The sequence below is a fragment of the Pseudomonas sp. NCHU5216 genome, assembly GCF_052156495.1.
GTDB lineage: Bacteria > Pseudomonadota > Gammaproteobacteria > Pseudomonadales > Pseudomonadaceae > Aquipseudomonas.
Genome location: NZ_JBQLIX010000023.1, coordinates 66,960 through 86,840 on the forward strand (window position 1 = coordinate 66,960; position 19,881 = coordinate 86,840).

21 protein-coding genes are annotated in these 19,881 nt (G+C 64.4%); 12 read left to right on the forward strand and 9 right to left on the reverse strand.

The features are described 5' to 3' along the window. Nucleotides 1-12 precede the first annotated feature (12 nt). The 5 genes from ACSVIK_RS16610 to ACSVIK_RS16630 are packed head-to-tail and all read left to right on the forward strand — an operon-like array spanning nucleotide 13 to nucleotide 2,511. Nucleotides 13-351: a hypothetical protein gene (locus ACSVIK_RS16610; RefSeq protein ID WP_442445357.1), complete on the forward strand. Its 339-nt coding sequence runs from the start codon at nucleotides 13-15 to the stop codon at nucleotides 349-351. Then, nucleotides 348-1,202 (forward strand): cytochrome c oxidase assembly protein, encoded by an 855-nt coding sequence (locus ACSVIK_RS16615; protein WP_442445358.1) that lies wholly within the window; start codon nucleotides 348-350, stop codon nucleotides 1,200-1,202. The genes ACSVIK_RS16610 and ACSVIK_RS16615 overlap by 4 nt, the downstream gene beginning before the upstream one ends. Next, nucleotides 1,199-1,564, forward strand: a complete 366-nt coding sequence (locus ACSVIK_RS16620; protein ID WP_442445359.1) for a c-type cytochrome — start codon at nucleotides 1,199-1,201, stop codon at nucleotides 1,562-1,564. The genes ACSVIK_RS16615 and ACSVIK_RS16620 overlap by 4 nt, the downstream gene beginning before the upstream one ends. Before the next feature lie 6 nt (nucleotides 1,565-1,570). Next, entirely contained in the window at nucleotides 1,571-2,134 is a 564-nt protein-coding gene (locus ACSVIK_RS16625) for a c-type cytochrome (protein ID WP_442445360.1), read from the forward strand. Next, nucleotides 2,131-2,511: a c-type cytochrome gene (locus ACSVIK_RS16630; RefSeq protein WP_442445361.1), complete on the forward strand. Its 381-nt coding sequence runs from the start codon at nucleotides 2,131-2,133 to the stop codon at nucleotides 2,509-2,511. The genes ACSVIK_RS16625 and ACSVIK_RS16630 overlap by 4 nt, the downstream gene beginning before the upstream one ends. A gap of 1,214 nt (nucleotides 2,512-3,725) precedes the next feature. Here the strand turns inward: ACSVIK_RS16630 and ACSVIK_RS16635 are convergent. Then, nucleotides 3,726-4,940, reverse strand: a complete 1,215-nt coding sequence (locus ACSVIK_RS16635) for a cation:proton antiporter domain-containing protein (protein WP_442445362.1) — start codon at nucleotides 4,938-4,940, stop codon at nucleotides 3,726-3,728. Between the two features lie 107 nt (nucleotides 4,941-5,047). Further along, on the reverse strand, nucleotides 5,048-5,377 hold the full coding sequence (locus tag ACSVIK_RS16640) for a four-helix bundle copper-binding protein (RefSeq protein WP_442445363.1): 330 nt from the start codon (nucleotides 5,375-5,377) through the stop codon (nucleotides 5,048-5,050). A 467-nt stretch (nucleotides 5,378-5,844) separates the two neighbouring features. On the opposite strand from ACSVIK_RS16640, the gene ACSVIK_RS16645 reads away from it, so the two are divergent. The 3 genes from ACSVIK_RS16645 (at nucleotide 5,845) to ACSVIK_RS16655 (ending at nucleotide 8,904) form a co-directional block, all read left to right on the forward strand. After that, nucleotides 5,845-6,828, forward strand: coding sequence for an SDR family oxidoreductase (locus ACSVIK_RS16645; protein ID WP_442445364.1), 984 nt, complete (start codon nucleotides 5,845-5,847; stop codon nucleotides 6,826-6,828). Nucleotides 6,829-6,876: 48 nt separating this feature from the next. Beyond that, nucleotides 6,877-8,151, forward strand: coding sequence for a cytochrome P450 (locus tag ACSVIK_RS16650; protein ID WP_442445365.1), 1,275 nt, complete (start codon nucleotides 6,877-6,879; stop codon nucleotides 8,149-8,151). A 195-nt stretch (nucleotides 8,152-8,346) separates the two neighbouring features. Then, on the forward strand, nucleotides 8,347-8,904 hold the full coding sequence (locus ACSVIK_RS16655) for a DUF4124 domain-containing protein (protein ID WP_442445366.1): 558 nt from the start codon (nucleotides 8,347-8,349) through the stop codon (nucleotides 8,902-8,904). Nucleotides 8,905-9,028: 124 nt separating this feature from the next. Here ACSVIK_RS16655 and ACSVIK_RS16660 read toward each other — a convergent pair whose 3' ends face one another. After that, nucleotides 9,029-9,163 carry a hypothetical protein gene (locus tag ACSVIK_RS16660; protein WP_442445367.1) on the reverse strand — a complete coding sequence of 45 codons (135 nt, stop codon included), beginning with the start codon at nucleotides 9,161-9,163 and terminating at the stop codon, nucleotides 9,029-9,031. Nucleotides 9,164-9,266: 103 nt separating this feature from the next. Between ACSVIK_RS16660 and ACSVIK_RS16665 the strand changes: the two genes are divergently transcribed. Next, nucleotides 9,267-10,853 carry an ABC-F family ATPase gene (locus ACSVIK_RS16665; RefSeq protein ID WP_442445368.1) on the forward strand — a complete coding sequence of 529 codons (1,587 nt, stop codon included), beginning with the start codon at nucleotides 9,267-9,269 and terminating at the stop codon, nucleotides 10,851-10,853. Between the two features lie 67 nt (nucleotides 10,854-10,920). On the opposite strand, the gene ACSVIK_RS16670 is transcribed toward ACSVIK_RS16665, so the two are convergent. Both ACSVIK_RS16670 and ACSVIK_RS16675 read right to left on the reverse strand, forming a co-directional pair. After that, entirely contained in the window at nucleotides 10,921-12,603 is a 1,683-nt protein-coding gene (locus tag ACSVIK_RS16670) for a methyl-accepting chemotaxis protein (RefSeq protein WP_442445369.1), read from the reverse strand. Nucleotides 12,604-12,720: 117 nt separating this feature from the next. Then, nucleotides 12,721-14,040: a Na+/H+ antiporter family protein gene (locus tag ACSVIK_RS16675; protein WP_442445370.1), complete on the reverse strand. Its 1,320-nt coding sequence runs from the start codon at nucleotides 14,038-14,040 to the stop codon at nucleotides 12,721-12,723. A gap of 222 nt (nucleotides 14,041-14,262) precedes the next feature. On the opposite strand from ACSVIK_RS16675, the gene ACSVIK_RS16680 reads away from it, so the two are divergent. After that, nucleotides 14,263-14,859 carry an NADPH-dependent FMN reductase gene (locus ACSVIK_RS16680; RefSeq protein WP_442445371.1) on the forward strand — a complete coding sequence of 199 codons (597 nt, stop codon included), beginning with the start codon at nucleotides 14,263-14,265 and terminating at the stop codon, nucleotides 14,857-14,859. A gap of 150 nt (nucleotides 14,860-15,009) precedes the next feature. Here the strand turns inward: ACSVIK_RS16680 and ACSVIK_RS16685 are convergent, their stop codons facing one another. The 4 genes from ACSVIK_RS16685 to ACSVIK_RS16700 are packed head-to-tail and all read right to left on the reverse strand — an operon-like array spanning nucleotide 15,010 to nucleotide 17,607. Then, nucleotides 15,010-16,323 carry a sensor histidine kinase gene (locus ACSVIK_RS16685; RefSeq protein ID WP_442445372.1) on the reverse strand — a complete coding sequence of 438 codons (1,314 nt, stop codon included), beginning with the start codon at nucleotides 16,321-16,323 and terminating at the stop codon, nucleotides 15,010-15,012. Further along, nucleotides 16,320-16,988 (reverse strand): response regulator transcription factor, encoded by a 669-nt coding sequence (locus ACSVIK_RS16690; protein ID WP_268177893.1) that lies wholly within the window; start codon nucleotides 16,986-16,988, stop codon nucleotides 16,320-16,322. The genes ACSVIK_RS16685 and ACSVIK_RS16690 overlap by 4 nt, the downstream gene beginning before the upstream one ends. Further along, complete coding sequence (locus ACSVIK_RS16695; protein WP_442445373.1) at nucleotides 16,988-17,299, reverse strand: PepSY domain-containing protein; 312 nt, start codon at nucleotides 17,297-17,299, stop codon at nucleotides 16,988-16,990. Before ACSVIK_RS16695 ends, ACSVIK_RS16690 begins: the two co-directional genes overlap by 1 nt. After that, nucleotides 17,299-17,607, reverse strand: coding sequence for a PepSY domain-containing protein (locus tag ACSVIK_RS16700; RefSeq protein WP_442445374.1), 309 nt, complete (start codon nucleotides 17,605-17,607; stop codon nucleotides 17,299-17,301). Before ACSVIK_RS16700 ends, ACSVIK_RS16695 begins: the two co-directional genes overlap by 1 nt. A gap of 163 nt (nucleotides 17,608-17,770) precedes the next feature. Between ACSVIK_RS16700 and ACSVIK_RS16705 the strand changes: the two genes are divergently transcribed. Next, nucleotides 17,771-18,850, forward strand: coding sequence for a patatin-like phospholipase family protein (locus ACSVIK_RS16705; protein WP_442445375.1), 1,080 nt, complete (start codon nucleotides 17,771-17,773; stop codon nucleotides 18,848-18,850). Nucleotides 18,851-18,948: 98 nt separating this feature from the next. Beyond that, a complete protein-coding gene (gene queD, locus ACSVIK_RS16710; protein WP_277374488.1) occupies nucleotides 18,949-19,305 on the forward strand; it encodes a 6-carboxytetrahydropterin synthase QueD in 357 nt (118 codons plus the stop codon). Nucleotides 19,306-19,881: the final 576 nt, after the last annotated feature.

Below are 19,881 nucleotides of genomic sequence, written 5' to 3' on the forward strand. Positions count from 1 at the left end.
GGAGGCTCGACCATGTGCGCTGACGCCACCCGCCCCTCCACCCAGCGCCTGGCCTTTGGCTGGCTGGCCGCGCCAGTGGCCTGGGCGTTGCACCTGGGGCTGGTCTACAGCCTGGCCGGCTGGGACTGCCCGCATCCGCTGCCACTGGCGCTGTACGCCGCCAGCCTGGGCTGCCTGGGCCTGGCACTGGGCGGCGCGTGGGTGGCCTGGCGCAACGCCCGCCAGGCGCACGTAGCGGGTTCGGTTCGGCACTTTCTCGGTTACAGCGGGTGTCTGCTGGGCCTACTGTTCAGTGCGGTGATCGTGATGCAGAGCCTGCCCTTCCTGCTGGTGGAGGGCTGTGGCCGATGAGCAAGGTGCTGCTGGCTCTGCTGCTGGTCATGCCGGCTGCCTGGGGACATGCGCCGGATGTGCGCGTGCCGGGCGAGGTGCAACTATTGAGCTTCGATCCCTGGTCCTGGCTGCTTCTGCTCGGCAGCGCCCTGCTCTACCTGCGCGGCGCCTGGCGGCTGCGCCGTGGCATCGGGCGTGAACAGTGGCTTTTCATAGGCGGCTGGCTGTCCCTGGCGGTCGCTCTGGGCCCGCCGCTGGATCCGCTGGGCGGCTACCTGTTCTCCGCGCACATGCTGCAGCACGAAATCCTCATTCTGGTCAGTGCGCCGCTGCTGGCGCTCAGCCGCCCCGGCGGCCTGCTGCTGTGGGGGCTGCCAGGACGCGGGCGCCAGTTGTTCAAACGCCTGCGCCAACGGCGTTGGCTGCGCAGCAGTTGGGAGGTGCTGAGTTCGGCTCATGGCGCCTGGCTGTTGCACGCAGCCGTGCTATGGGGCTGGCACCTGCCACCGCTGTTCGATGCCAGCGTGCTCAACGATGGCGTGCATGCCGCTCAGCACGGCAGTTTCTTCCTTTCCGCCCTGCTGTTCTGGTGGGCGCTGTTGCAACGTCGCCAGGCCGGCGCGGTGCTCTACCTGTTCACCACCGCCGTGCACAGCAGCCTGCTCGGCGCCCTGCTGAGCTTCTCGCCGACGGTGTGGTACTCACCCTACCTGGCCACCACCCAGACCTTCGGCCTCGACCCGGTGCAGGATCAGCAGCTCGGTGGGCTGATCATGTGGATTCCCGCCGGCCTGGTGTTCCTCGCTGCCGGCCTGCTGTTGACCGCCCGTGCGCTGAATGACGCACCGCGCCTGGAGCGTTCACGATGAAGCGGCGCGCCCTGTCCCTGTGCCTGCTCCTGCTGCTCGGCGCCTGCGAGCCGATGGCCGAGGACAAGCAGCCGACCTATGCCGGCGACCCCGAGCGCGGCCGCGAGCTGACCCATCGCTACGGTTGCGGCAGTTGCCACCGCATCCCAGGGGTACCGGGTGCCAACGGCCAGGTCGGCCCGAGCCTGGAGCAGATCGCCCGCCGTGGCTACCTCGCCGGCCTGTTGCCGAACGACGAAGCCCACATGGTGCGCTGGCTGCAGTCGCCCCAGGCCGTCGACCCGCGCAGCGCCATGCCGGATGTCGGCCTGTCCACCGCCGAGGCGCGGGACATCGCCGCCTTCCTGCATCAACTGGAATGAATGGCTATGAATCCACTCTTCAAGCTGCTTCTGCGCCACTGGTTGCTGGCCGGCCTGACACTGCTCAGCGCCGCTTTGCTCGGTGCCCTCGCCTTCATCTACCTGGGGCTGTACAACGTCGCCGCCACCGGCCAGCACACCGCCCCGGTGTTCTGGCTGACCAATACCGTGATGCGCCACTCCATCGCCCAGCGCGCCGCTGAGCTGACCCCGCCAGCACTGCAGGAGGCGGCGCGTATCGAGCGCGGCCTGAAGCTCTACGTCGCGCATTGCGAACAGTGCCACGGTGGCCCTGGCGTCGCCCCACAACCCTTCGCCCTAGGCCTGACACCGATCCCGGCGAACCTGGTGGAAACCGGCCGCCGCTGGCCGGCCAGCCACATCTTCTGGACGGCCAAGTACGGCATCAAGATGACTGGCATGCCAGCCTGGAAATACCGCCTGGACGATGATCAGCTCTGGGATCTGGCGGCCTTCATCGAACACCTGCCGCGCATGACCCCGCGCGACTACCGCACGCGGCGCGAGGGCCTGGCGCGGCAGCCGGACGGCACGGAGCAACGACCATGAAACGATGCAGCCTGGCCTTGTTGACGCTGCTGCTGACTGCCTGTGGCGAGGCACCTGAGCTCAGCGTACCCGGTGTCGGCACCGGCCATGCCGCCGCCGGGCACCAGGCGTTCCACCAGTTCGGCTGCACCAGTTGCCACGTCATCCCCGGGGTAGTCGGCGCCGATACCCATGTCGGCCCGTCCCTGACCGACCTCGCCCAGCGCAAGTACCTCGCCGGGGTACTGCCGAACACCCCGGCCAACCTGGTGCGCTGGTTGCGCGCGCCACAGCAGGTGGCGCCGGACTCGGCGATGCCTGACCTCGGCGTCGACCGGCAGAGCGCACTGGACATGGCCGCCTATCTGTATGGTTCAGCCCCGCCGCAGGCGCCGTAGGGCGCCTTTAAAAACGTAGGCGATACAGCGCAATACCGATGGCGGCCCCCGCAAAAACGGACGAAACGACTAGCGGGAGTAACAGCCGAAGGCTGGCCCGAAGGGCGAACGCAGTGAGTCAAAACGACCGGGGTCGCGATCGACTTTACGCGTTGTAAATGAGCATTTAACCGGGCTGGCATTCCAGCCTATTTTTAGATTCATCGCATTTTTCAGGGGGAATGCCCGGTTGACACCGGACTGGCAAGTTTGTGTGAGTGCTTGTTCCGGATTGCCGCGTTTTTGTTGATGTTTTTGGTTTCGCCCTCCCGGGCGAGTCACTTTGCGGGCAAAGTAACCAAAACCTTCCGCCCGATCATCCGGCCCTGGCTACGCCAGGGTTCGCTCACTCCATCGCCGTTCCAGAGGCCCGCCGCGGTGGGCCATCCCTGGCCCATCGCGGCTCTCGCGACATCCATGTCGCTCAACCTCTTCCACGACGATTCCGTTCGCCCTCCTGGGCGGGCTCTGCACGCGCCTGAAGCCACGGTAACTCCTCGGGACTCTACGTACTTGATGGGGGCAGCCGTAGGGCGGACTCAGGAGCGCCAGCGAACAGTCCGCCGGGCCATGCCGAGTTCGGCACCACAACCTACATTCAATACTCCTAACGGCGTACTGCTTCCGAGCGGCCGGCGTCCCGGTACGCCCTTGCGAATGAAACTGTTGCTTTAACCAGGCGCCCCATCGCGACTTCACAGCTACCAGAACACGCTGGGCAGCCCATGGCATGCCAGCTCGTTCAGGCGCGCGAACGGCCCCTTCAGGAGTGTGAGAGGAATCGTTGCGTAGAGGGTTGAGCGGCATGGATGCCGCGAGAGCTGCGATGGCCCAGGGATGGCCCTTCGCAGCGTGCCCTCGGAGCAACGATGGAGCGAACGAACCCCGGCGCAGCCGGGGCCGGATGGCGGGGCCTGCCTTTTTGCTTTCTTTTGTGGCGTTTGAAAAAAGAAAGTCGCCGGGGGCGAAACAGGAGTTATCAGCTAAACGCCAATAAGCAGCTTGAACACCGAAAACCACCGAAATCAACACACAAACTTGCCAGTCCGGTGTCAATACTGACTTCCCCGAGACTCCGCTCCGCGAAAAACCTATTTTTAACGCCGCGATGGCAACGCACGACTGAGGGATGCAGGAGGTAGAGCGACGCAGGAAAATCAAAGCCAAGGTAGTTTTTAGAGGCGCCCGTAGAGGCGGGTGAAGGGCGTGGCGGTCAGCCCATGCACCACCACCGAGGCGCAGATCAGTAGGCTGCCGAGTTGCCAGACCAGCGGCTCACCACTGCGCTCGCTGGCCATCAACGCATAGAGCAGCGCAGCGACGCCAATGGGGCCGAACCAGCCGGCGAACAGCAGGTCGCGCGGCGCCTGCAAGGCCGGCAGCCAGGGGCGCAGCAGCCACAGCACCGGCAAGCGCCGCAGCAGGAGCACGGCCACCACCAACGCCAGCGCAGGCCAGCCGAGCGCCAGCCAGTCCTGCCAGGGCAGCATGGCCCCCAGCAACATGAAGATCGGCAGGGTGAAGAACTGATCCATGGCCTCCTGCACCCGCTCCTCCTCGGCACGCGCCTTGCCCCCGACCTTCTGATCGAATGCCAGGCCGGCGAAGAACACCGCGAGGATGCCATCGACCTGCAGCAGCTCGGCGGCCGACAGGGTGAGCAAGGACAGCGCCACCGTGTAGCTCATGAACGAAGGCCGCTCGATGGCGCCCTTGGCCTCGGCCAGGCGCAACAGATAGCCGGCCAGCAGGCCGATCACCAGGCCCAGCAGCACGGCGCCAGCGACCTCTTGCAGCAACACCCGCAGCAACCAATGCTGGCCCGCTTCGGCAGGTGTCAGGTTCAGCAGCAACAGCGGCAGCATCACCAATGGCAAGCCCAGGCCATCGTTGATGCCCGATTCGGCCGAAATCAGATGACGCAGGCGCCCGTCCAAGTTGCGTTCGGCGATCTCGCCGGTCACCACCGAGGTGGCGACGATGGGATCGGTCGGGCAGACCACCGCGCCGATCAAAAGCGCCAGCAGCGGCGACAGGTCGAACAAGCCATACACTGGCAGCGCCGCGCACAGGCACATCAGCGGCAAGGCCAGCCCCAGCAGCACTGCCAGCGAACGCCAGTGACGCGGCACAAAGCCGGCCGGCAGGCGCAACGCCACGCTCATCAGACCGATCGCCAGGCTCAGTTGCGCCGCCTTCTCCAGCAGCTCATGGGGCTGCTGCCAGGTATCGGTGCGCAGCAGGTCGAACACCTGCGGGCCCAGCAGGGTGCCCGCCAGCAGGGCGAGCAAGGGCGCGGCCAGGCCATGACGTTTGAGTGGGCGCGACAACACACCGAGCAGCAGCACGATGGTCACCGCGAAAAACAGACTCTTGAAGAATTCCTCCACGCTCCCTCCGAGGCGCGTCCCGGGTCGCAACGACCCTTCCGGCTGTCAGGCGCCAGCCGTGCGCATGAGCCCCGCAGCCACGAACCGCAGGGCTCATCAGGCCGGCGTCAGGCCGCCATGCGGCGACAGGCCTCGGCGCAGGCCTTGCAGGTCTTGGCGCAGTCCTGGCAGTGCTGGGCCTCATGCCGGCTGCACTCTTCACCACATTTGCTGCAGATCTCGGCGCAGACGCCGCAGAAGGCCGCTGCCAGCTCGCTGCCACTGGCCATCAGCGACGCCGCGAGGCGGCACACTTCCGAGCACTCGCGATCCAGCTGGATACACTTGGCCATCATCTGCACCTGGCCTTCGCTCAGGCAGGCGGCAAAGCAACGGTCACAGGTCACGGCACAGTCCAGACAGGCCTTGATGCAGGATTCGATATCGGCGTTATTCATGAGCATTCTCCACTCGTAGTAGGTCTGCAATCGTCAGTCGATACCCGCCCCCGAGGCAGAGTCTCGGGAGGCCAAGGGCGCCAGGGCCGCGCGCACCGGGTTCGACTCATGGCATCGCACTATGGCCCTGCATGGCACCTCGGGCTCACCGAGCAGCACGTCAGTCATCAGCAACGTCGAGGGAAATCCTCGCTTCCCTGCCCATGCCGGTTTCAGTGGCGATGTGCGCAGTGGACAGGGGCAGGCAAAGCCAGGTTCAGGGAGTTTTCCGCCCTGCCCCTTGCCTCGCTCACCAACGGCGCAGGGGTTCCGGGCCACGACCCGGCCGTGAGTAAAAACAGGCTGAACTCCCCGCGAAGCTCCTCAGTCCCCATTAACAAGGGCCATAGCCCCAGCGACTGGCGCCAAGCAGCCTCGCTGGCAATTGGCGCATCACCCACCCGTTCCACCGACTGCAGGAGAATCCAATGGCAAGCGTTCAACTGAACGACGCACTGGTGGTGATCACCGGCGCCTCGAGCGGCATCGGCCGCTGCGCCGCCCATGCCTTCGCCCGGCATGGCGCGCGCCTGGTACTGGCGGCCCGTGATGAAGCGGCACTGGCCACCGTCGTCGAAGAATGCGAGCGAATCGGTGCCCGCGCCCTGGCCGTGCCTACCGACGTCACCCGCAACGAGTCGATGCAGCACCTGGCCGAACAGGCCGCAGCCTTCGGTGATGGGCGCATCGACGTCTGGGTCAACAATGCCGGCGTCGGCGCGGTGGGCTGCTTCGAGGACACCCCGCTGAACGCTCACGAGCAGGTGGTACAGACCGACCTGCTCGGCTACCTGCGCGGCGCTCATGTCGTGCTGCCGTATTTCAAGGCGCAGACCTCGGGCATCCTGATCAACACCCTGTCGCTCGGCAGTTGGGTCGCCCAGCCCTACGCGGCCGCCTATTCCGCTGCCAAGTACGGCCTGCGCGGGCTCACCGAAGCGCTGCGCGGCGAACTGGTGCGCTGGCCGCACATCCATGTCTGCGACCTCTACCCAGCGGTGATGGACACCCCCGGCTTTCGCGATGGCGCCAACTTCACCGGCCATCAGCTCAGCCCGCCGCCGCCACGCTACGACCCGCGCCAGGTCGCCGATGCCATGGTGGAACTGGCCCTCGATCCCCGCCCAAGCCGCACCGTGGGGCGCGCCGCAACCCTGCTGCGCCTCGGCCATTTCCTCCTGCCGGGCTTCGCCCAGCTCTCCGGGCTGGTGGTGGGCGGCGCGCTGAAACGCGGGCCACGCATGCCGCACTCCACCGGCAACCTGTTCCAGCCAGCGACTGGGGAACGGCGCATCGACGGCGGTTGGCGCAGCAGCCCGGCGGCTAGCCGCATGCCGGCCCTGCTGACCGGCACGGCGGCCGTGCTGCTGGTCGGTTGGGGGCTGAGGCGCCTGCGTAACGGCGCTCGCTGAGCCGCCCCGACCTGACGACAGGACGTTCACCACCGAGGATGGGCTGAGTTGAAAATCCCCCGCGACCCGCGCCTGGAAAGTACCGTCGCCCTGCTGCGCGAGGGCTACGACTTCATCGGCAATAACGCACGCCGCCTGCACAGCCCCATCTTCGAGAGCCGCATCCTGTTGCAGCGCACCTACTGCCTGCAGGGGCATGAGGCGGCGGAGCTGTTTTACGCCAGCCCACACCTCAGCCGGGTCGATGCGGCGCCGCGCATGCTGATTCACACCCTGTTCGGCAGCCAGGCGATCCAGGGCCTGGACGGCCCCGCGCACAGACGGCGCAAGACTCTGTTCCTGGAGCTGCTCAGCGGCGAACAGGCGGCAAGGCTGACGCAGCAGGTGGACGCAACCCTGATGGCCGCCCTGCCTGGCTGGGCCGCAGCCGGCACCCTGGACTTCCTCAGCGAGATGCAGAGGGTGCTGTTTCGCGCCGTGATGAGCTGGGCCGGCCTGCCCGCCAGCGAGCATTCGGCCAGGCGCCAGCACCAGTTCGTGGCCTTGATCGAAGGGGCTGGCAGCATCGGCCTGGGGCAACTGCGCGGGCGCTGGGCGCGTCGCCGAGCCGAGCATTGGGGTGCCCGCCTGATCCGGCGCCAACGCCGCAGCGGCGATGTGCTACCTGCAGGCAGCCCAGCGGATCGCCTGGCCCGCTACCGCGAGGAGGACGGCCAACCGCTGGCGCCACGAGTCGCCGCGGTGGAGCTGCTCAACCTGCTGCGCCCGGTGGTGGCCATCGCTTATTTCCTGCTCTACGCCATGGTGGAACTGGCGCGCCGCCCTCTCTGGGAACAACGCCTGCGCGAGGACGATAGCTGGCTGCTGCCCTTCGCTCAGGAAGTTCGGCGTCTGTATGCCTTCTTTCCCTTCGTCGCCGCACGGGTGACGCAGCCGTTCGACTGGCGCGGCATGCGCCTGCAACGCGGCGCGCGGGTGCTGCTCGACCTGTACGGCAGCAACCGCTGCAGCGATGTCTGGGAAAACCCAGAAGCCTTCGCCCCCGAACGTTTCAAGGCCCGGCAACTGGACGCCCATACCCTGATCCCCCAGGGCGGCGGGCAGCACGACAGCGGGCACCGCTGCCCGGGGGAATGGGTCACCCTGGACATCATGCAGAACTGCCTGCGCCGCCTCACGCGCAACCTGCGCTACCAGGCGCCCGCCTTCGCAGGCGCGCCCCTGTGCAACCGCTTCCCGCTGCGTTTCCAGCAGCGCCTGTGGCTCAGTCGGGTAGAGCTTCCGAGCAATAACGACCGGTCAACTGAAGCTCAGCCCGAGTAGACCACCCGGGCGAGCAGATGACTTCTATACGGCGAATTTCTGCTGAGTACTTCCCACCCTTACAGCCCTGCCGCTTCCCCGGTTCGATCATTACCGCTCGTATCCTGGTTCCGTTTCCCTGCAAGTTCGCTGAAGCTTTGAGTAGTGGCACAGTGCTGGTAGATTGCCGAAGCCGATACTCGGGAGGGAACCCTCATGATCAGATCGCTTTTCTTGTTGTGCCTGTTGACGGGCGCCATGCCGGCCGCTCAAGCGGCAACCGTGTTCAAGTGCGTCGACGCCAAGGGCAAGGTCACCTTCACCCAGCAGAACTGCCCGGACAACCACGCCCTCGATGATGTGGTATCGGCCCATAACCAAACCCCAAGTGGCAGCAGCGCACCGACCAGAATGGCGCAGCCCAGCAGGCACGCTGCTGCTCGGCAATCCCCCTCGGCCCAAGGCTACATGCCGGATCAAGCGAAGGGTGAAGGCGCGTCGGTGACCGTGGTGGGCGGCTCTGCTGAACGACCTCCTTGCAGCACCGGACTTTCTGATCGTGACCTGCGCACTGCCAAAGTGCGTGGTGAGATAGTCCCGGGCATGTCCCGCAAGGACGTGGAATCCATGTATGGCGCCCCCAATCGTGACGGCCATGCTCACGGCGCTGGCGCAAGCACTTACTGGAACGACAAGTATCTCGACCAAACCACTGTCGGTTATGACAGCAACGGCTGTGTCAGGGGCAGCTACCAATCTGGGCATCGAAACTGAGCTTAGGGGTTAGCACTCTCACCCTGACGCAGTTGGTGGAATGGTCTGCTGACCCTCGCAGTAAGTAAATCTGTTCAATGGCGCGCGCGGCGCACCCTACCCTTGTGTACCGCGATGGCTGAAGTTACAGATGCCAAGTGATACCATTGCGCGCCTCGGCGCTGCCCTGAGCACCAGCAGGCTGCGGCGCCACGATATCCGACACACCCATGCTGAGCAGCCCCAACGGCTCGTCTGCCGGCAGGGTCGTAGCCTTCACTCATCTGCGCAGGTTCGTCTTCCTCGGTTCGGGCCGGGTTGCAAGGCTCGAAGCGGTATCACCCGTTCAACAGCGCACCTCAAGTTACTGATAGGTAAGCCCTTTGATTTCCACCGCTAACATCACCATGCAGTTCGGCGCCAAGCCGCTGTTCGAGAACGTTTCCGTCAAGTTCAACAACGGCAACCGCTACGGCCTGATCGGCGCCAACGGCTGCGGCAAGTCGACTTTCATGAAGATTCTTGGCGGCGATCTGGAGCCGTCGGCCGGCCAGGTGATGCTCGAACCCAACGTGCGCCTGGGCAAGCTGCGTCAGGATCAGTTCGCCTACGAAGAATTCAACGTGATCGACACGGTGATCATGGGCCACGCGGAGCTGTGGAAGGTCAAGGCCGAGCGTGACCGCATCTATTCGCTGCCGGAAATGAGCGAAGAAGACGGTATGAAGGTGGGCGAGCTGGAAGGCGAGTTCGCCGAGATGGACGGCTACACCGCCGAGTCCCGCGCCGGTGAGCTGCTGCTCGGTCTGGGCATTCCGCTGGAACAGCACTTCGGCCCGATGAGCGAAGTCGCCCCCGGCTGGAAGCTGCGCGTGCTGCTGGCCCAGGCGCTGTTCGCCGACCCGGACGTGCTGCTGCTCGACGAACCGACCAACCACCTGGATATCAACACCATCCGCTGGCTGGAAAACATCCTCACGGCGCGTAACAGCACCATGATCATCATTTCCCACGACCGCCACTTCCTCAATGCGGTCTGCACCCACATGGCCGACCTGGATTACGGCGAGCTGCGCCTGTTCCCGGGCAACTACGACGAGTACATGACCGCTGCGACCCAGGCACGCGAGCAACTGCTGGCCGACAACGCCAAGAAGAAGGCACAGATCGCCGAGCTGCAAACCTTCGTCAGCCGCTTCTCGGCCAACGCCTCCAAGGCCAAGCAGGCCACCAGCCGCGCCAAGCAGATCGACAAGATCCAGCTCGCCGAGGTCAAGCCGTCCAGCCGCGTCAGCCCGTTCATTCGCTTCGACCAGAACAAGAAGCTGCACCGCCAGGCGGTCACCGTCGAGAAGCTGTCCAAGGCCTTCGACGACAAGGTGCTGTTCAAGAACTTCAGCTTCACCATCGAAGCGGGTGAGCGCGTGGCCATCATCGGCCCCAACGGCATCGGCAAGACCACCCTGCTGCGCAACCTGGTCGGTGAGATGACCCCGGACGCCGGCGCGGTGAAATGGACCGACAGCGCCGAGGTGGGCTACTACGCCCAGGATCACGCCCACGACTTCGAGGCCGACGAAACCCTGTTCGAGTGGATGGGCCAGTGGACCAGCGGCGAGCAGAACATTCGCGCTGCCCTGGGTCGCATGCTGTTCTCCTCCGACGAGATTCAGAAGTCGGTGAAGGTGCTCTCCGGTGGTGAACAGGGCCGCATGCTGTTCGGCAAGCTGGCCTGCCAGAAACCCAACGTGCTGGTGATGGACGAACCGACCAACCACCTGGACATGGAATCCATCGAGGCGCTCAACCTGGCGCTGGAGAACTACCCGGGCACGCTGATCTTCGTCAGCCACGACCGTGAGTTCGTCAGCTCCCTGGCCACGCGCATCATCGAGCTGTCGGACAACGGTGTGACCGACTTCAGCGGCAGCTACGACGACTACCTGCGCAGCCAGGGCGTGATCGTCTGACCTCTGCTACAGAAATGAACAAGCCCGCGACTGCGGGCTTTTTCATTTGCGGGGTCAGACTATGGCATCAGATGCGGAACTGACGCACCAGCGCGTTGAGGCGATCGCCTAGCCCGGCCAGGCTGCGCGCGGTCTGCGCGCCCTGCTCCGTCTCGCTGGCGACGCTATCCACCGCCCCGGCGATCTGGTGCACGCTGCGGTTGATTTCCTCGGCCACGGCGGTCTGCTCCTCGGCGGCACTGGCGATCTGCGCGTTCATCGCGTTGATGGTGGCAATCAGTTGCGCGATGGCATCCAGCGAGGCGCCGGCCTTGTTGGCCTGTTCGCTGGTCAGCTCGCCGGCATCGCTGGAGCGGCGCATGGCCGTTACCGCGGCCTGGGTGCCCTGCTGTAGGCGGTCGATCATGCCCTGGATTTCCTGCGTGCTTTGCTGGGTGCGGCTGGCCAGCGCCCGCACCTCGTCGGCCACCACCGCGAAACCGCGCCCGGCCTCCCCGGCCCGCGCCGCCTCGATGGCCGCATTGAGCGCCAACAGGTTGGTCTGCTCGGCGATGGAGCGGATCACGTCGAGCACGCTGACGATGGACTGCACGTCCTCCTGCAGGCTGTCCAGCGACACGCCGCTGCTGCGGATATCCTCGACCAAGGCATGAATGCTCTGGATGCTGCCGTCGACCACGCGCTTGGCCTCCTGGCCCTCATGGTCAGTCTGCTGGGCAGCCTCGGCCGCGTTCTGCGCACTCTTGGCCACCTCATGCGCCGCCGCCGACATCTGGTTGATCGCCGTGGCCACCTGATCGGTTTCATGCCGCTGCTGCGCCATGGCCTGCTCGGAACGCTGCGCCTGAGCGGACACCTGACCGACCAGGTCGGTGAGCTGGCCGGTCATTTCGGCGATCTGCCGCACCAGGCCATGGATTTTCTCGACGAAGCGGTTGAAGGAGCCGGACAGCTCGCCCAACTCATCCTGGCTGGTGATGGGGAGGCGATGGGTCAGGTCACCATCTCCGGCGGCGATATCATCGAGGTTCGCCTTGATCTGCACCAGTGGCCGCAGAAAGGCATTGCCCAACCACACCGCGACGATACCGACCAGCACCAGCAGCACCGCTGCCACGACCACGACACTGGTGATGATGGTGCTGATACGCTTGTCGATGTCTGCCTGCACCTCGGCGATCTGCGCCTCGATACCGTCAAGATTGAGCGCAGTGCCCAACGCCATGTCCCACTTGGGCAAGTAGTAGCTGTAGGCGAGCTTGGGCACCTGCACCGACTCGTTGCCCGGCAGCGGCGAGGAGTAGTTCACGAAGTAGGTATTGTTCTTGGCGACATTGACCAGCTCGCGGTTGATGTACACGCCGTTCACATCACGACGGTCGGTCAGGCTCTTGCCGACGTCCACCGGGCTGTCGCTGCGAAACAGGCGCACGACGTTGGAATCATGCGCGAAGAAGTAACCGTCGGTGCCGTACTTGATCTTCGAGAGAATGGCGATGGCCTGCTCGCGGCTGGCCATGTCGCCCTGACTGGCGTTGTCGTAGAGGCTCTTCACCGCCCCGACGGCGATCTGGATGTAGTTCTGCAGCTCGGTGCGCTTCTCCTGCAGCAAGCGCTCTCGGGTCTCGGCCACCTCGTCGGCGGCCAGGCTCTGCAACACCTTGGCGGCGGTACCGCTGAGTACCAGTGCGAAGAGCATCACCGGCACCAGGGCCAGGAGTATTACCTTGGCTTTCAATGTCAGGCGCATTTCTTGTTGTCCTTTGTGCGGCCAATGAAAAAGCGGGGCTACCGCTTGTATCGGCAGCCCCGCTGAAGAACTTGAAAGCGACCCGATGGACTGGAAATCCGAGTGCGGAAGATGCCCTCACAGAAGCATAGCTGCGGCCCAACCGAACGCTAGCAACGGCAGGTTGTAGTGCAGGAAGGTGGGCACCACGCTGTCCCAGATGTGGTTGTGCTGGCCGTCCACGTTCAGGCCGGCGGTCGGCCCCAGGGTGGAGTCGGAGGCCGGCGAGCCAGCATCGCCCAGCGCGCCGGCCGTGCCGACGATACTGACGATGGCCAAAGGGCTGAACCCCAGTTGCAGGCCCAGTGGCACGAAGATCGCGGCAATGATCGGCACGGTGGAGAATGACGAGCCGATGCCCATGGTCACCAGCAGCCCTACCAGCAGCATCAGCAGTGCGCCCAGAGCCTTGTTGTGGCCGATCAGCTCTGCCGCGCCATTCACCAGGGCCTTCACCTCGCCGGTCGCCTCCATCACCGCGGCGAAGCCGGCCGCTGCGATCATGATGAAACCGATCATGGCCATCATCTTCATGCCTTCGGTGAACAAACCATCGGCCTCGCGCCAACGCACCACACCGGAGATCGAGAAGATCACGAAGCCAGCCAAGGCGCCGATGATCATCGAATCCAGCCAGAGCTGCACGACGAAGGCAGCGGCGATGGCGACGCCGGCCACCAGCAGGCTCATGGGGTTGTACTGGACGTTCACCCGTTCGGCCTGTTCGATCTTCTTCAGATCGTAGCTGCGTTTGCCGCGGTAGCTGAACAACACCGCGACCAGCAAGCCACAGAACATGCCCAGAGCCGGAATCGCCATGGCCTGGGTGATGCTCACGCCACTGACGTCGGCGCCGGCGTGGGCGACGTTGGCCAGGAGGATTTCGTTGAGGAAGATGCTGCCGAAGCCCACGGGCAGGAACATGTAGGGTGTGACCAGGCCGAAAGTCAGCACGCAGGCGATCAGCCGGCGATCCAGTTGCTGACTGCTCATGACGTAAAGCAGTGGCGGTACCAGCAGCGGGATGAAGGCGATATGGATGGGCAGAACGTTCTGCGAAGCGATGGCTACCAGGAGCAGTAGCGCGATCAAGGTCCACTTGAGCACAGCACCGCCACCTTCACGCTTGCCACCAACCAGCCCCAACGCCTTGTCGGCCAGGGCATGAGCCATGCCGGATTTGGCGATAGCCACAGCGAAGGCACCCAGCAATGCGTAGGACAGCGCCACCTTGGCGCCACCACCCAGCCCCTGGTTGAACGCGGCCAGCGTGCCCTCGACACCCAAGCCACCGAGCAACCCACCGACCAGAGCGCCGACGATCAGCGCCACCACCACATGAACCCGACACAGGCTCAAGGCCAGCATGACGCCAACCGCCGCGATTACTGCGTTCATGAAAAGCCTCCAGCATTCAGCGCGCGGCCAGCGACCGCAAAAAGCCGCGTACTCTGCAGCAAGCGGATCGGCCTGTCAAAACGACGAACGCTCGATCCAGCGGGCGCCTCGTGCACATTTTGAATCAAACCATGACGCCAAATCCTCCCCGATCTGGCAGGGCTTCCCTTGCCGTACAGGCCTTCGATGGCCTAGCCTGCGTTCTTTTTTCGGGGAAGCAGCATGCTCAATATCGCCTTGGTCGCCGGCTCCAGCCGTAACAACAGTCAGTCGGGAAAGGTCGCACGTTTTCTGCGGCAGCGTCTGATCGAAATGGGTCATACCACCCAGGAATCGAGCAGCATCATCGACCTGGGCCTGGCGCCGCTGCCACTCTGGCCAACGGAAGACGGTGGCCCCTGGGAGCTCTATCGCCAGCAACTGGCGGCGGCCGATGCACTGGTGATCGTTGCCCCGGAGTGGAACGGCATGGCCTGCCCGGCAATCAAGAACTTCTTCCTCTATGCCAGCAAGGCGGAGCTGGCGCACAAGCCGGGGCTGCTGGTGGGCGTTTCCTCGGGTATCGGCGGCGCCTACCCGATCAGCGAGCTGCGCGCCTCCAGCTACAAGAACTGCCGCCTCTGCTACCTGCCCGAACACCTGATCGTGCGCCAGGTGGAGAAGGTGCTGAATGCACCACAAGCGCAGGATGAAGCCGATCAGCGTATCCACGAGCGCGCCAACTATGCCCTCGATGTGCTGGTGCGCTATGCCCACGCCCTGCAGCCGGTACGCGCCGCCATCGGCTTCGACAACCCGGCGTTCGCCAACGGCATGTAAGGAGCCGCAGCAGGCCGTTGAAAAACGTATGCGAGGCAGCCAGTGCAAGGCAAAAACAGGCGAAAAAGCGGAGTTTACGAGCTGTAAATGAGCATTTTGAGTCTGTTTTTAACGCAGCAATGGCAACGTAGGTAGTTTTTCAACAGCCTGTTAGCGGCTCGGCAGCTCGATGGCCACACGCAGCCCGCCCAGCGGGCTGTCTTCGAGACGGATACGGCCGCCCCAGGCTTCGACGATATCGCGCACGATGCCCAGGCCCAGGCCATGCCCGGCGACCTGCTCGTCCAGGCGTGTGCCCCGCCCCAGCACCTGCTCACGGCGCAGCGGTTCGATGCCAGGGCCATCGTCATCGACGTGGATCAGCAGCTTGCCAGGCGCCTCCTGCAGCTCCAGGCACACGCGGCCATCGGCCCATTTGCAGGCGTTGTCCAGCAGATTGCCGAGCAACTCCAGCAGGTCTTCGCGATCGCGCTGCACCACCAGGCCGGCAGGTGCCTGCCAGTCCAATTCGATGCCATGGTCATGAATCATAGCCAGGGTGGCGAATAGCCCAGGCAGTTCCTGGGCGCAATCGAAACGCGCTCCGGGCAGTGCCTCCCCTGCCAGGCGCGCACGGCCCAGTTCGCGGCTCAGGCGCTGTTCGATCTGTTCGAGCTGTTCGCGCAACGTGGCACGCAAGGCCGGATGGGCCGCCAATTCTTCGCGCCCGGCCAGGCTGATCAACACCGCCAGCGGGGTTTTCAGAGCATGGCCCAGATTGCCCAGGGCGTTACGTGAGCGCTTCAGGGTGTCTTCGGTATGGGCCAGCAAGTGGTTGATCTGCGCCACCAGGGGCTCCAGCTCTTCGGGCACCAGGGTATCCAGCTCGCTGCGCTGGCCCTGCTGCAACTGGGCAATCTGCCGCCGCACCTGCTCAAGGGGTTTCAAGGCACGCCGCACCGTATAGCGCTGGGCAATCAGGATCAGCACCAGCGCAGCGCCCCCCAGCCCCAGGCCCAGCCACTGCATGCGGCGAAAGCCTTGCAGGATCGGCGCGTAGTCCTGCGCCACGCTGATCGACAGGTTTTCCCCGTAACGCCGGTAGTCGGCGCGGTACACCAGCAGGCGCTGCCTCTGCGGCCCATCGCTGAGACCATCGTGCATGCCGGGGCCTGCAGGCTTGAGCAACTCACGATCCCACAGCGAGCGTGAGCGCCAACTGTGATCGGTGAAATCGATGCGGAAATAATGGCCGGAGAATTGCCGCTGGAAGGACGGGTCGAGGCGTCGCTCATCCAGCTGCACGCCCGTCGGGCCACGTACCAGAGCGGCCAGCAGGCCTTGCGCTTCGTCGCGCAGATCCTCTTCCAGGTAGGCGCGCAGGCCACGGTCGAACACCCATAGGCCAGCCTGTGCCAGAGCTAGACCAACCAGCAACAGTACGGCTGCCAGACCCAGGCTCAGGCGCCGCTGAATCGACCTCACCCACGCTCTCCGCTGAAGCGGTAGCCCTGGCCACGCCGGGTTTCGATGACTTCGCGCCCGAGCTTGCCGCGCAGACGATTGACATGAACCTCGATCACGTTGGAATCGCGCTCGGTTTCGCCATCGTAGAGGTGGTCGGCCAAATGGCTCTTGGACAGGATCTGCCCAGGGTGCAGCATGAAATAGCGCAGCAGCCGGAACTCGGCGGCCGTCAGATCGATGCGCTGCCCGCCGGCAGTCACGCACTGGCGGCTTTCGTCCAGTTGCAGGCCGGCCGCCTCCAGTTGCGGCTGGTTGGCCAGGCCATGGGCACGGCGCAGCAGGGCCTGAATGCGCAAGGCCAATTCTTCCGGGTGGAAGGGCTTGGTCAGGTAATCGTCGGCCCCTGCTTTCAGGCCTTCGATGCGCTCGGCCCAGGAGCCGCGCGCGGTGAGCACCAGCACCGGGGTGGTCAGGCCGCCGGCACGCCACTCCTGCAGCACCTCGAGCCCGGGTTTGCCCGGCAAGCCGAGATCCAGAATGATCAGGTCATAGGGCTCGCTCGCGCCCTGATAGGCGGCGTCGCGACCATCGGCCAGCCAATCCACGGCATAGCCCTGACGGGTCAGGCTGGCGCTCAACTCATCGGCCAGGGGCACATGATCCTCAACCAGCAACAGGCGCATCAGTCATCTTCCTCGTCCTTCGTAACGCGTCCATCGCGAGCGTCCAGTTCCAGCTCGCGCACCACCCCCTGTAGCGTGAGGATCTCCACTTCGTAGACCAGCACGCCATCCTCCTCCTCGAGTTCGGCTTCCAGCAGCGTGGAGCCCGGATAATGCTGATCCACCCGTTTCATCATCTGCTCGAAAGGCAGGATGACCCCCTCCCGGCGCAGGCGCAGGGCCTCGTCCTGGTCGAGATCACGCGCCAGGCTCGCGCCACTGAGCAGCACGCCACTCAGCAACGCGAGAATGGCAAAGGTACGCATGTTCATCAGTCGTCCTGGTGATTCTTCAGTATGGCGCCGCTACTGGCATCGAGTTCCAGATCCCATTGCACGCCATGGGCATCGTGCAACTCGATCTGGTAGATGTAGCGACCGTATTCGTCTTCCAGCTCGCTCTCCCTGATACTGCCCCCGGGATGCTGAGCCAGTGCCAGTTCATTGAGCTGCTCGAAGGTTTTGATGGTGCCGGCATCCTGTAGTCGCTGCGCCTCATCCGGCGCCAGATCGCGCGCCTGGGCAATGGTAGCGGCGCCAGCGAGCGTGGCAAAGGCCAGAACACTGAGCAATCGATTCATGAGTAGACTCCAGTAAAGAAAACTGTACGGCCACCACTCTAGGTAATGGCACTTAATTCAAGCTGAATGCTGTCTCGCACAGGTGCGTCATTCAGCCACTGAAGTCGCTTGGCCGTGCTTCACAGGGCTTTATAATCGCCAGCTTGCATCGATGGAGATGATGATGAGCGCGATCCACATCAAAGCCCCTGCCCTGACCATCAAGGCCGGCAGCAAAGCCTTGGCACGCATCCGTGAGCAAGGCCTGAGCCCGGCGGATGTCGGCATTCTGCCGGGCGCAGCAGGTGGGCCCAAAGGAATTGGCATTCAGGGGCTGGATCTGGCGCTGTTCGGTGACTGGCTGGCCCGGGCACCGCGTGAAAGGGCGCTGATCGGCGCCTCCATCGGCTCCTGGCGCTTCGCCAGCGCCTGCCTGCCCGACCCTGCCGAGGGCATTCGCCGACTCGGGGAACTCTACACTTCGCAACGCTTCGCCAAGGGCGTGAGCATGGCCGAGGTGTCCAGCACCTGCCGGCGCATGCTGGATGAGCTGCTGGCCGATCAGGATACCGACATCATCGACAATGCCCACTACCGCCTGCATGTCGTGGTGGTGAGAAGTCAGGGGCTCTTGCAGCACGATCATCGCGGCAAGCTCAGCCTCGGGCTGTCCTCGGTGATCGGCAACAACCTGCTGGCCCGGCAACGATTGGCGCGCCACTTCGAGCGGGTGATTCTGCATGACGCCCGTCAGCTACCGCCCCTAGCACGACTTCAGGACTTTACTTCGCACTTTCACGTATTGACGGCCGATAACCTGCGCCATGCCCTGATGGCTTCCGGTTCGATCCCCATGGTCATGGAGGCCATCCGCGAGATTCCAGGTCTGGAGCCGGGAGCCTACCGCGATGGCGGCCTGCTCGACTACCATCTCGATCTGCCCTACAGCGGTGACGACATCGTGCTCTACCCACACTTCACCGACCGGGTGATTCCAGGTTGGTTCGACAAGGGCCTGCCCTGGCGGCGCAGCACTCCGGCGCACCTGCAGAACGTGGTGCTGCTTGCACCCTCTACGCACTACCTGGCGCGCCTGCCCCATGGCAAGCTGCCGGATCGTCGCGACTTCAAGCGCTATCTCGGCGACGATGCAGGTCGCGAACGCTACTGGCGACAGGCGATGGCCGAGAGTGAACGCCTTGGCGACGAGTTTCTCGAACTGGTTGAAAGCGGCCAGCTCGCCGCTCGCCTACAACCCCTGTGAGCCGAGGCGGTTGCTCGTTATCTCTTGGCTGCCCGACCGATGAGCAAGAACTGCTAAACTGCGCGCCCTAACGATCATGGCAAGCCGAGCGCAACACAGTGGAACTGTTCAAGGAATTCATCTTCGAGGCGGCCCATCGCCTCCCCCATGTCCCCGCAGGCCACAAATGCGGTCGCCTGCATGGCCACTCGTTCCGGGTGGCGCTGCATATCGAAGGCGAGGTGGATCCGCACACCGGCTGGATACGCGACTTCTCCGAGATCAAGGCGATCTTCAAGCCCATCTACGAGCAGCTCGATCACAACTACCTCAACGACATCCCTGGCCTGGAAAACCCCACCAGCGAGGTGCTGGCCAAGTGGATCTGGCAACAGGTCAAACCCCTGCTGCCCGAACTGTCACGCGTGCGAATCCACGAGACCTGCACCAGCGGCTGCGAATATCGCGGCGACTGAACAGCCTCCAGACACGCCAAGGCCACCTCCAAGGTGGCCTTTTTATTGCGCTCGCGAAGGCTACGAAGCATCCCCCTAGGGTGCGCTACTCATGAAATGAAGCCAGCGCTTCGGTACGCATAGCGCCCCTACGACCACGCGGCCAGAGTTCGTAGGGTGCGCTGCGCGCACCATGGCCATGAAGCCGGAGCGTCGGCGCGCACAGCGCATCTACAGGCCGCTCGAACCCCGTATGTATCGAGCCACCTCGAACCTACGTAGGGTGCGCTGCGCGCACCATGGCCTTGAGGCCGGAGTTTCGGTTTCGGTGCGCACAGCGCACCCTACGCCAGGATTCGGCTTTTCCCGCCGCAAAGAAGAAACCCCAGACCGCGTTGGCGATCTGGGGTTTCGTATAGGAGCTTGATTATGACCCGGCCGGCGCGCCGGGACTCTCACCGCCACCTGCCCTTTTTCGCGCACATAGAAGAACGCCCAGTCTGCTTGCGCAAACTGGGCGTTCGTATAGGAGCTTGACGATGACCTACTCTCACATGGTGAAGCACCACACTACCATCGGCGATGCGTCGTTTCACT

Excerpts from the sequence above, each read along its gene's own strand:
- ACSVIK_RS16690 (WP_268177893.1), bottom strand. The coding sequence starts at position 16,988 with ATGCGCCTGTTGCTGGTTGAGGATCATGTGCCCCTGGCCGATGAGTTG.
- ACSVIK_RS16620 (WP_442445359.1), top strand. The coding sequence starts at position 1,199 with ATGAAGCGGCGCGCCCTGTCCCTGTGCCTGCTCCTGCTGCTCGGCGCC.
- ACSVIK_RS16610 (WP_442445357.1), top strand. The coding sequence starts at position 13 with ATGTGCGCTGACGCCACCCGCCCCTCCACCCAGCGCCTGGCCTTTGGC.
- ACSVIK_RS16680 (WP_442445371.1), top strand. The coding sequence starts at position 14,263 with ATGCTCAATATCGCCTTGGTCGCCGGCTCCAGCCGTAACAACAGTCAG.
- ACSVIK_RS16655 (WP_442445366.1), top strand. The coding sequence starts at position 8,347 with ATGATCAGATCGCTTTTCTTGTTGTGCCTGTTGACGGGCGCCATGCCG.
- ACSVIK_RS16630 (WP_442445361.1), top strand. The coding sequence starts at position 2,131 with ATGAAACGATGCAGCCTGGCCTTGTTGACGCTGCTGCTGACTGCCTGT.
- ACSVIK_RS16640 (WP_442445363.1), bottom strand. The coding sequence starts at position 5,377 with ATGAATAACGCCGATATCGAATCCTGCATCAAGGCCTGTCTGGACTGT.
- ACSVIK_RS16615 (WP_442445358.1), top strand. The coding sequence starts at position 348 with ATGAGCAAGGTGCTGCTGGCTCTGCTGCTGGTCATGCCGGCTGCCTGG.
- ACSVIK_RS16700 (WP_442445374.1), bottom strand. The coding sequence starts at position 17,607 with ATGAATCGATTGCTCAGTGTTCTGGCCTTTGCCACGCTCGCTGGCGCC.
- ACSVIK_RS16705 (WP_442445375.1), top strand. The coding sequence starts at position 17,771 with ATGAGCGCGATCCACATCAAAGCCCCTGCCCTGACCATCAAGGCCGGC.
- ACSVIK_RS16670 (WP_442445369.1), bottom strand. The coding sequence starts at position 12,603 with ATGCGCCTGACATTGAAAGCCAAGGTAATACTCCTGGCCCTGGTGCCG.
- ACSVIK_RS16695 (WP_442445373.1), bottom strand. The coding sequence starts at position 17,299 with ATGAACATGCGTACCTTTGCCATTCTCGCGTTGCTGAGTGGCGTGCTG.
- ACSVIK_RS16675 (WP_442445370.1), bottom strand. The coding sequence starts at position 14,040 with ATGAACGCAGTAATCGCGGCGGTTGGCGTCATGCTGGCCTTGAGCCTG.
- ACSVIK_RS16645 (WP_442445364.1), top strand. The coding sequence starts at position 5,845 with ATGGCAAGCGTTCAACTGAACGACGCACTGGTGGTGATCACCGGCGCC.
- ACSVIK_RS16625 (WP_442445360.1), top strand. The coding sequence starts at position 1,571 with ATGAATCCACTCTTCAAGCTGCTTCTGCGCCACTGGTTGCTGGCCGGC.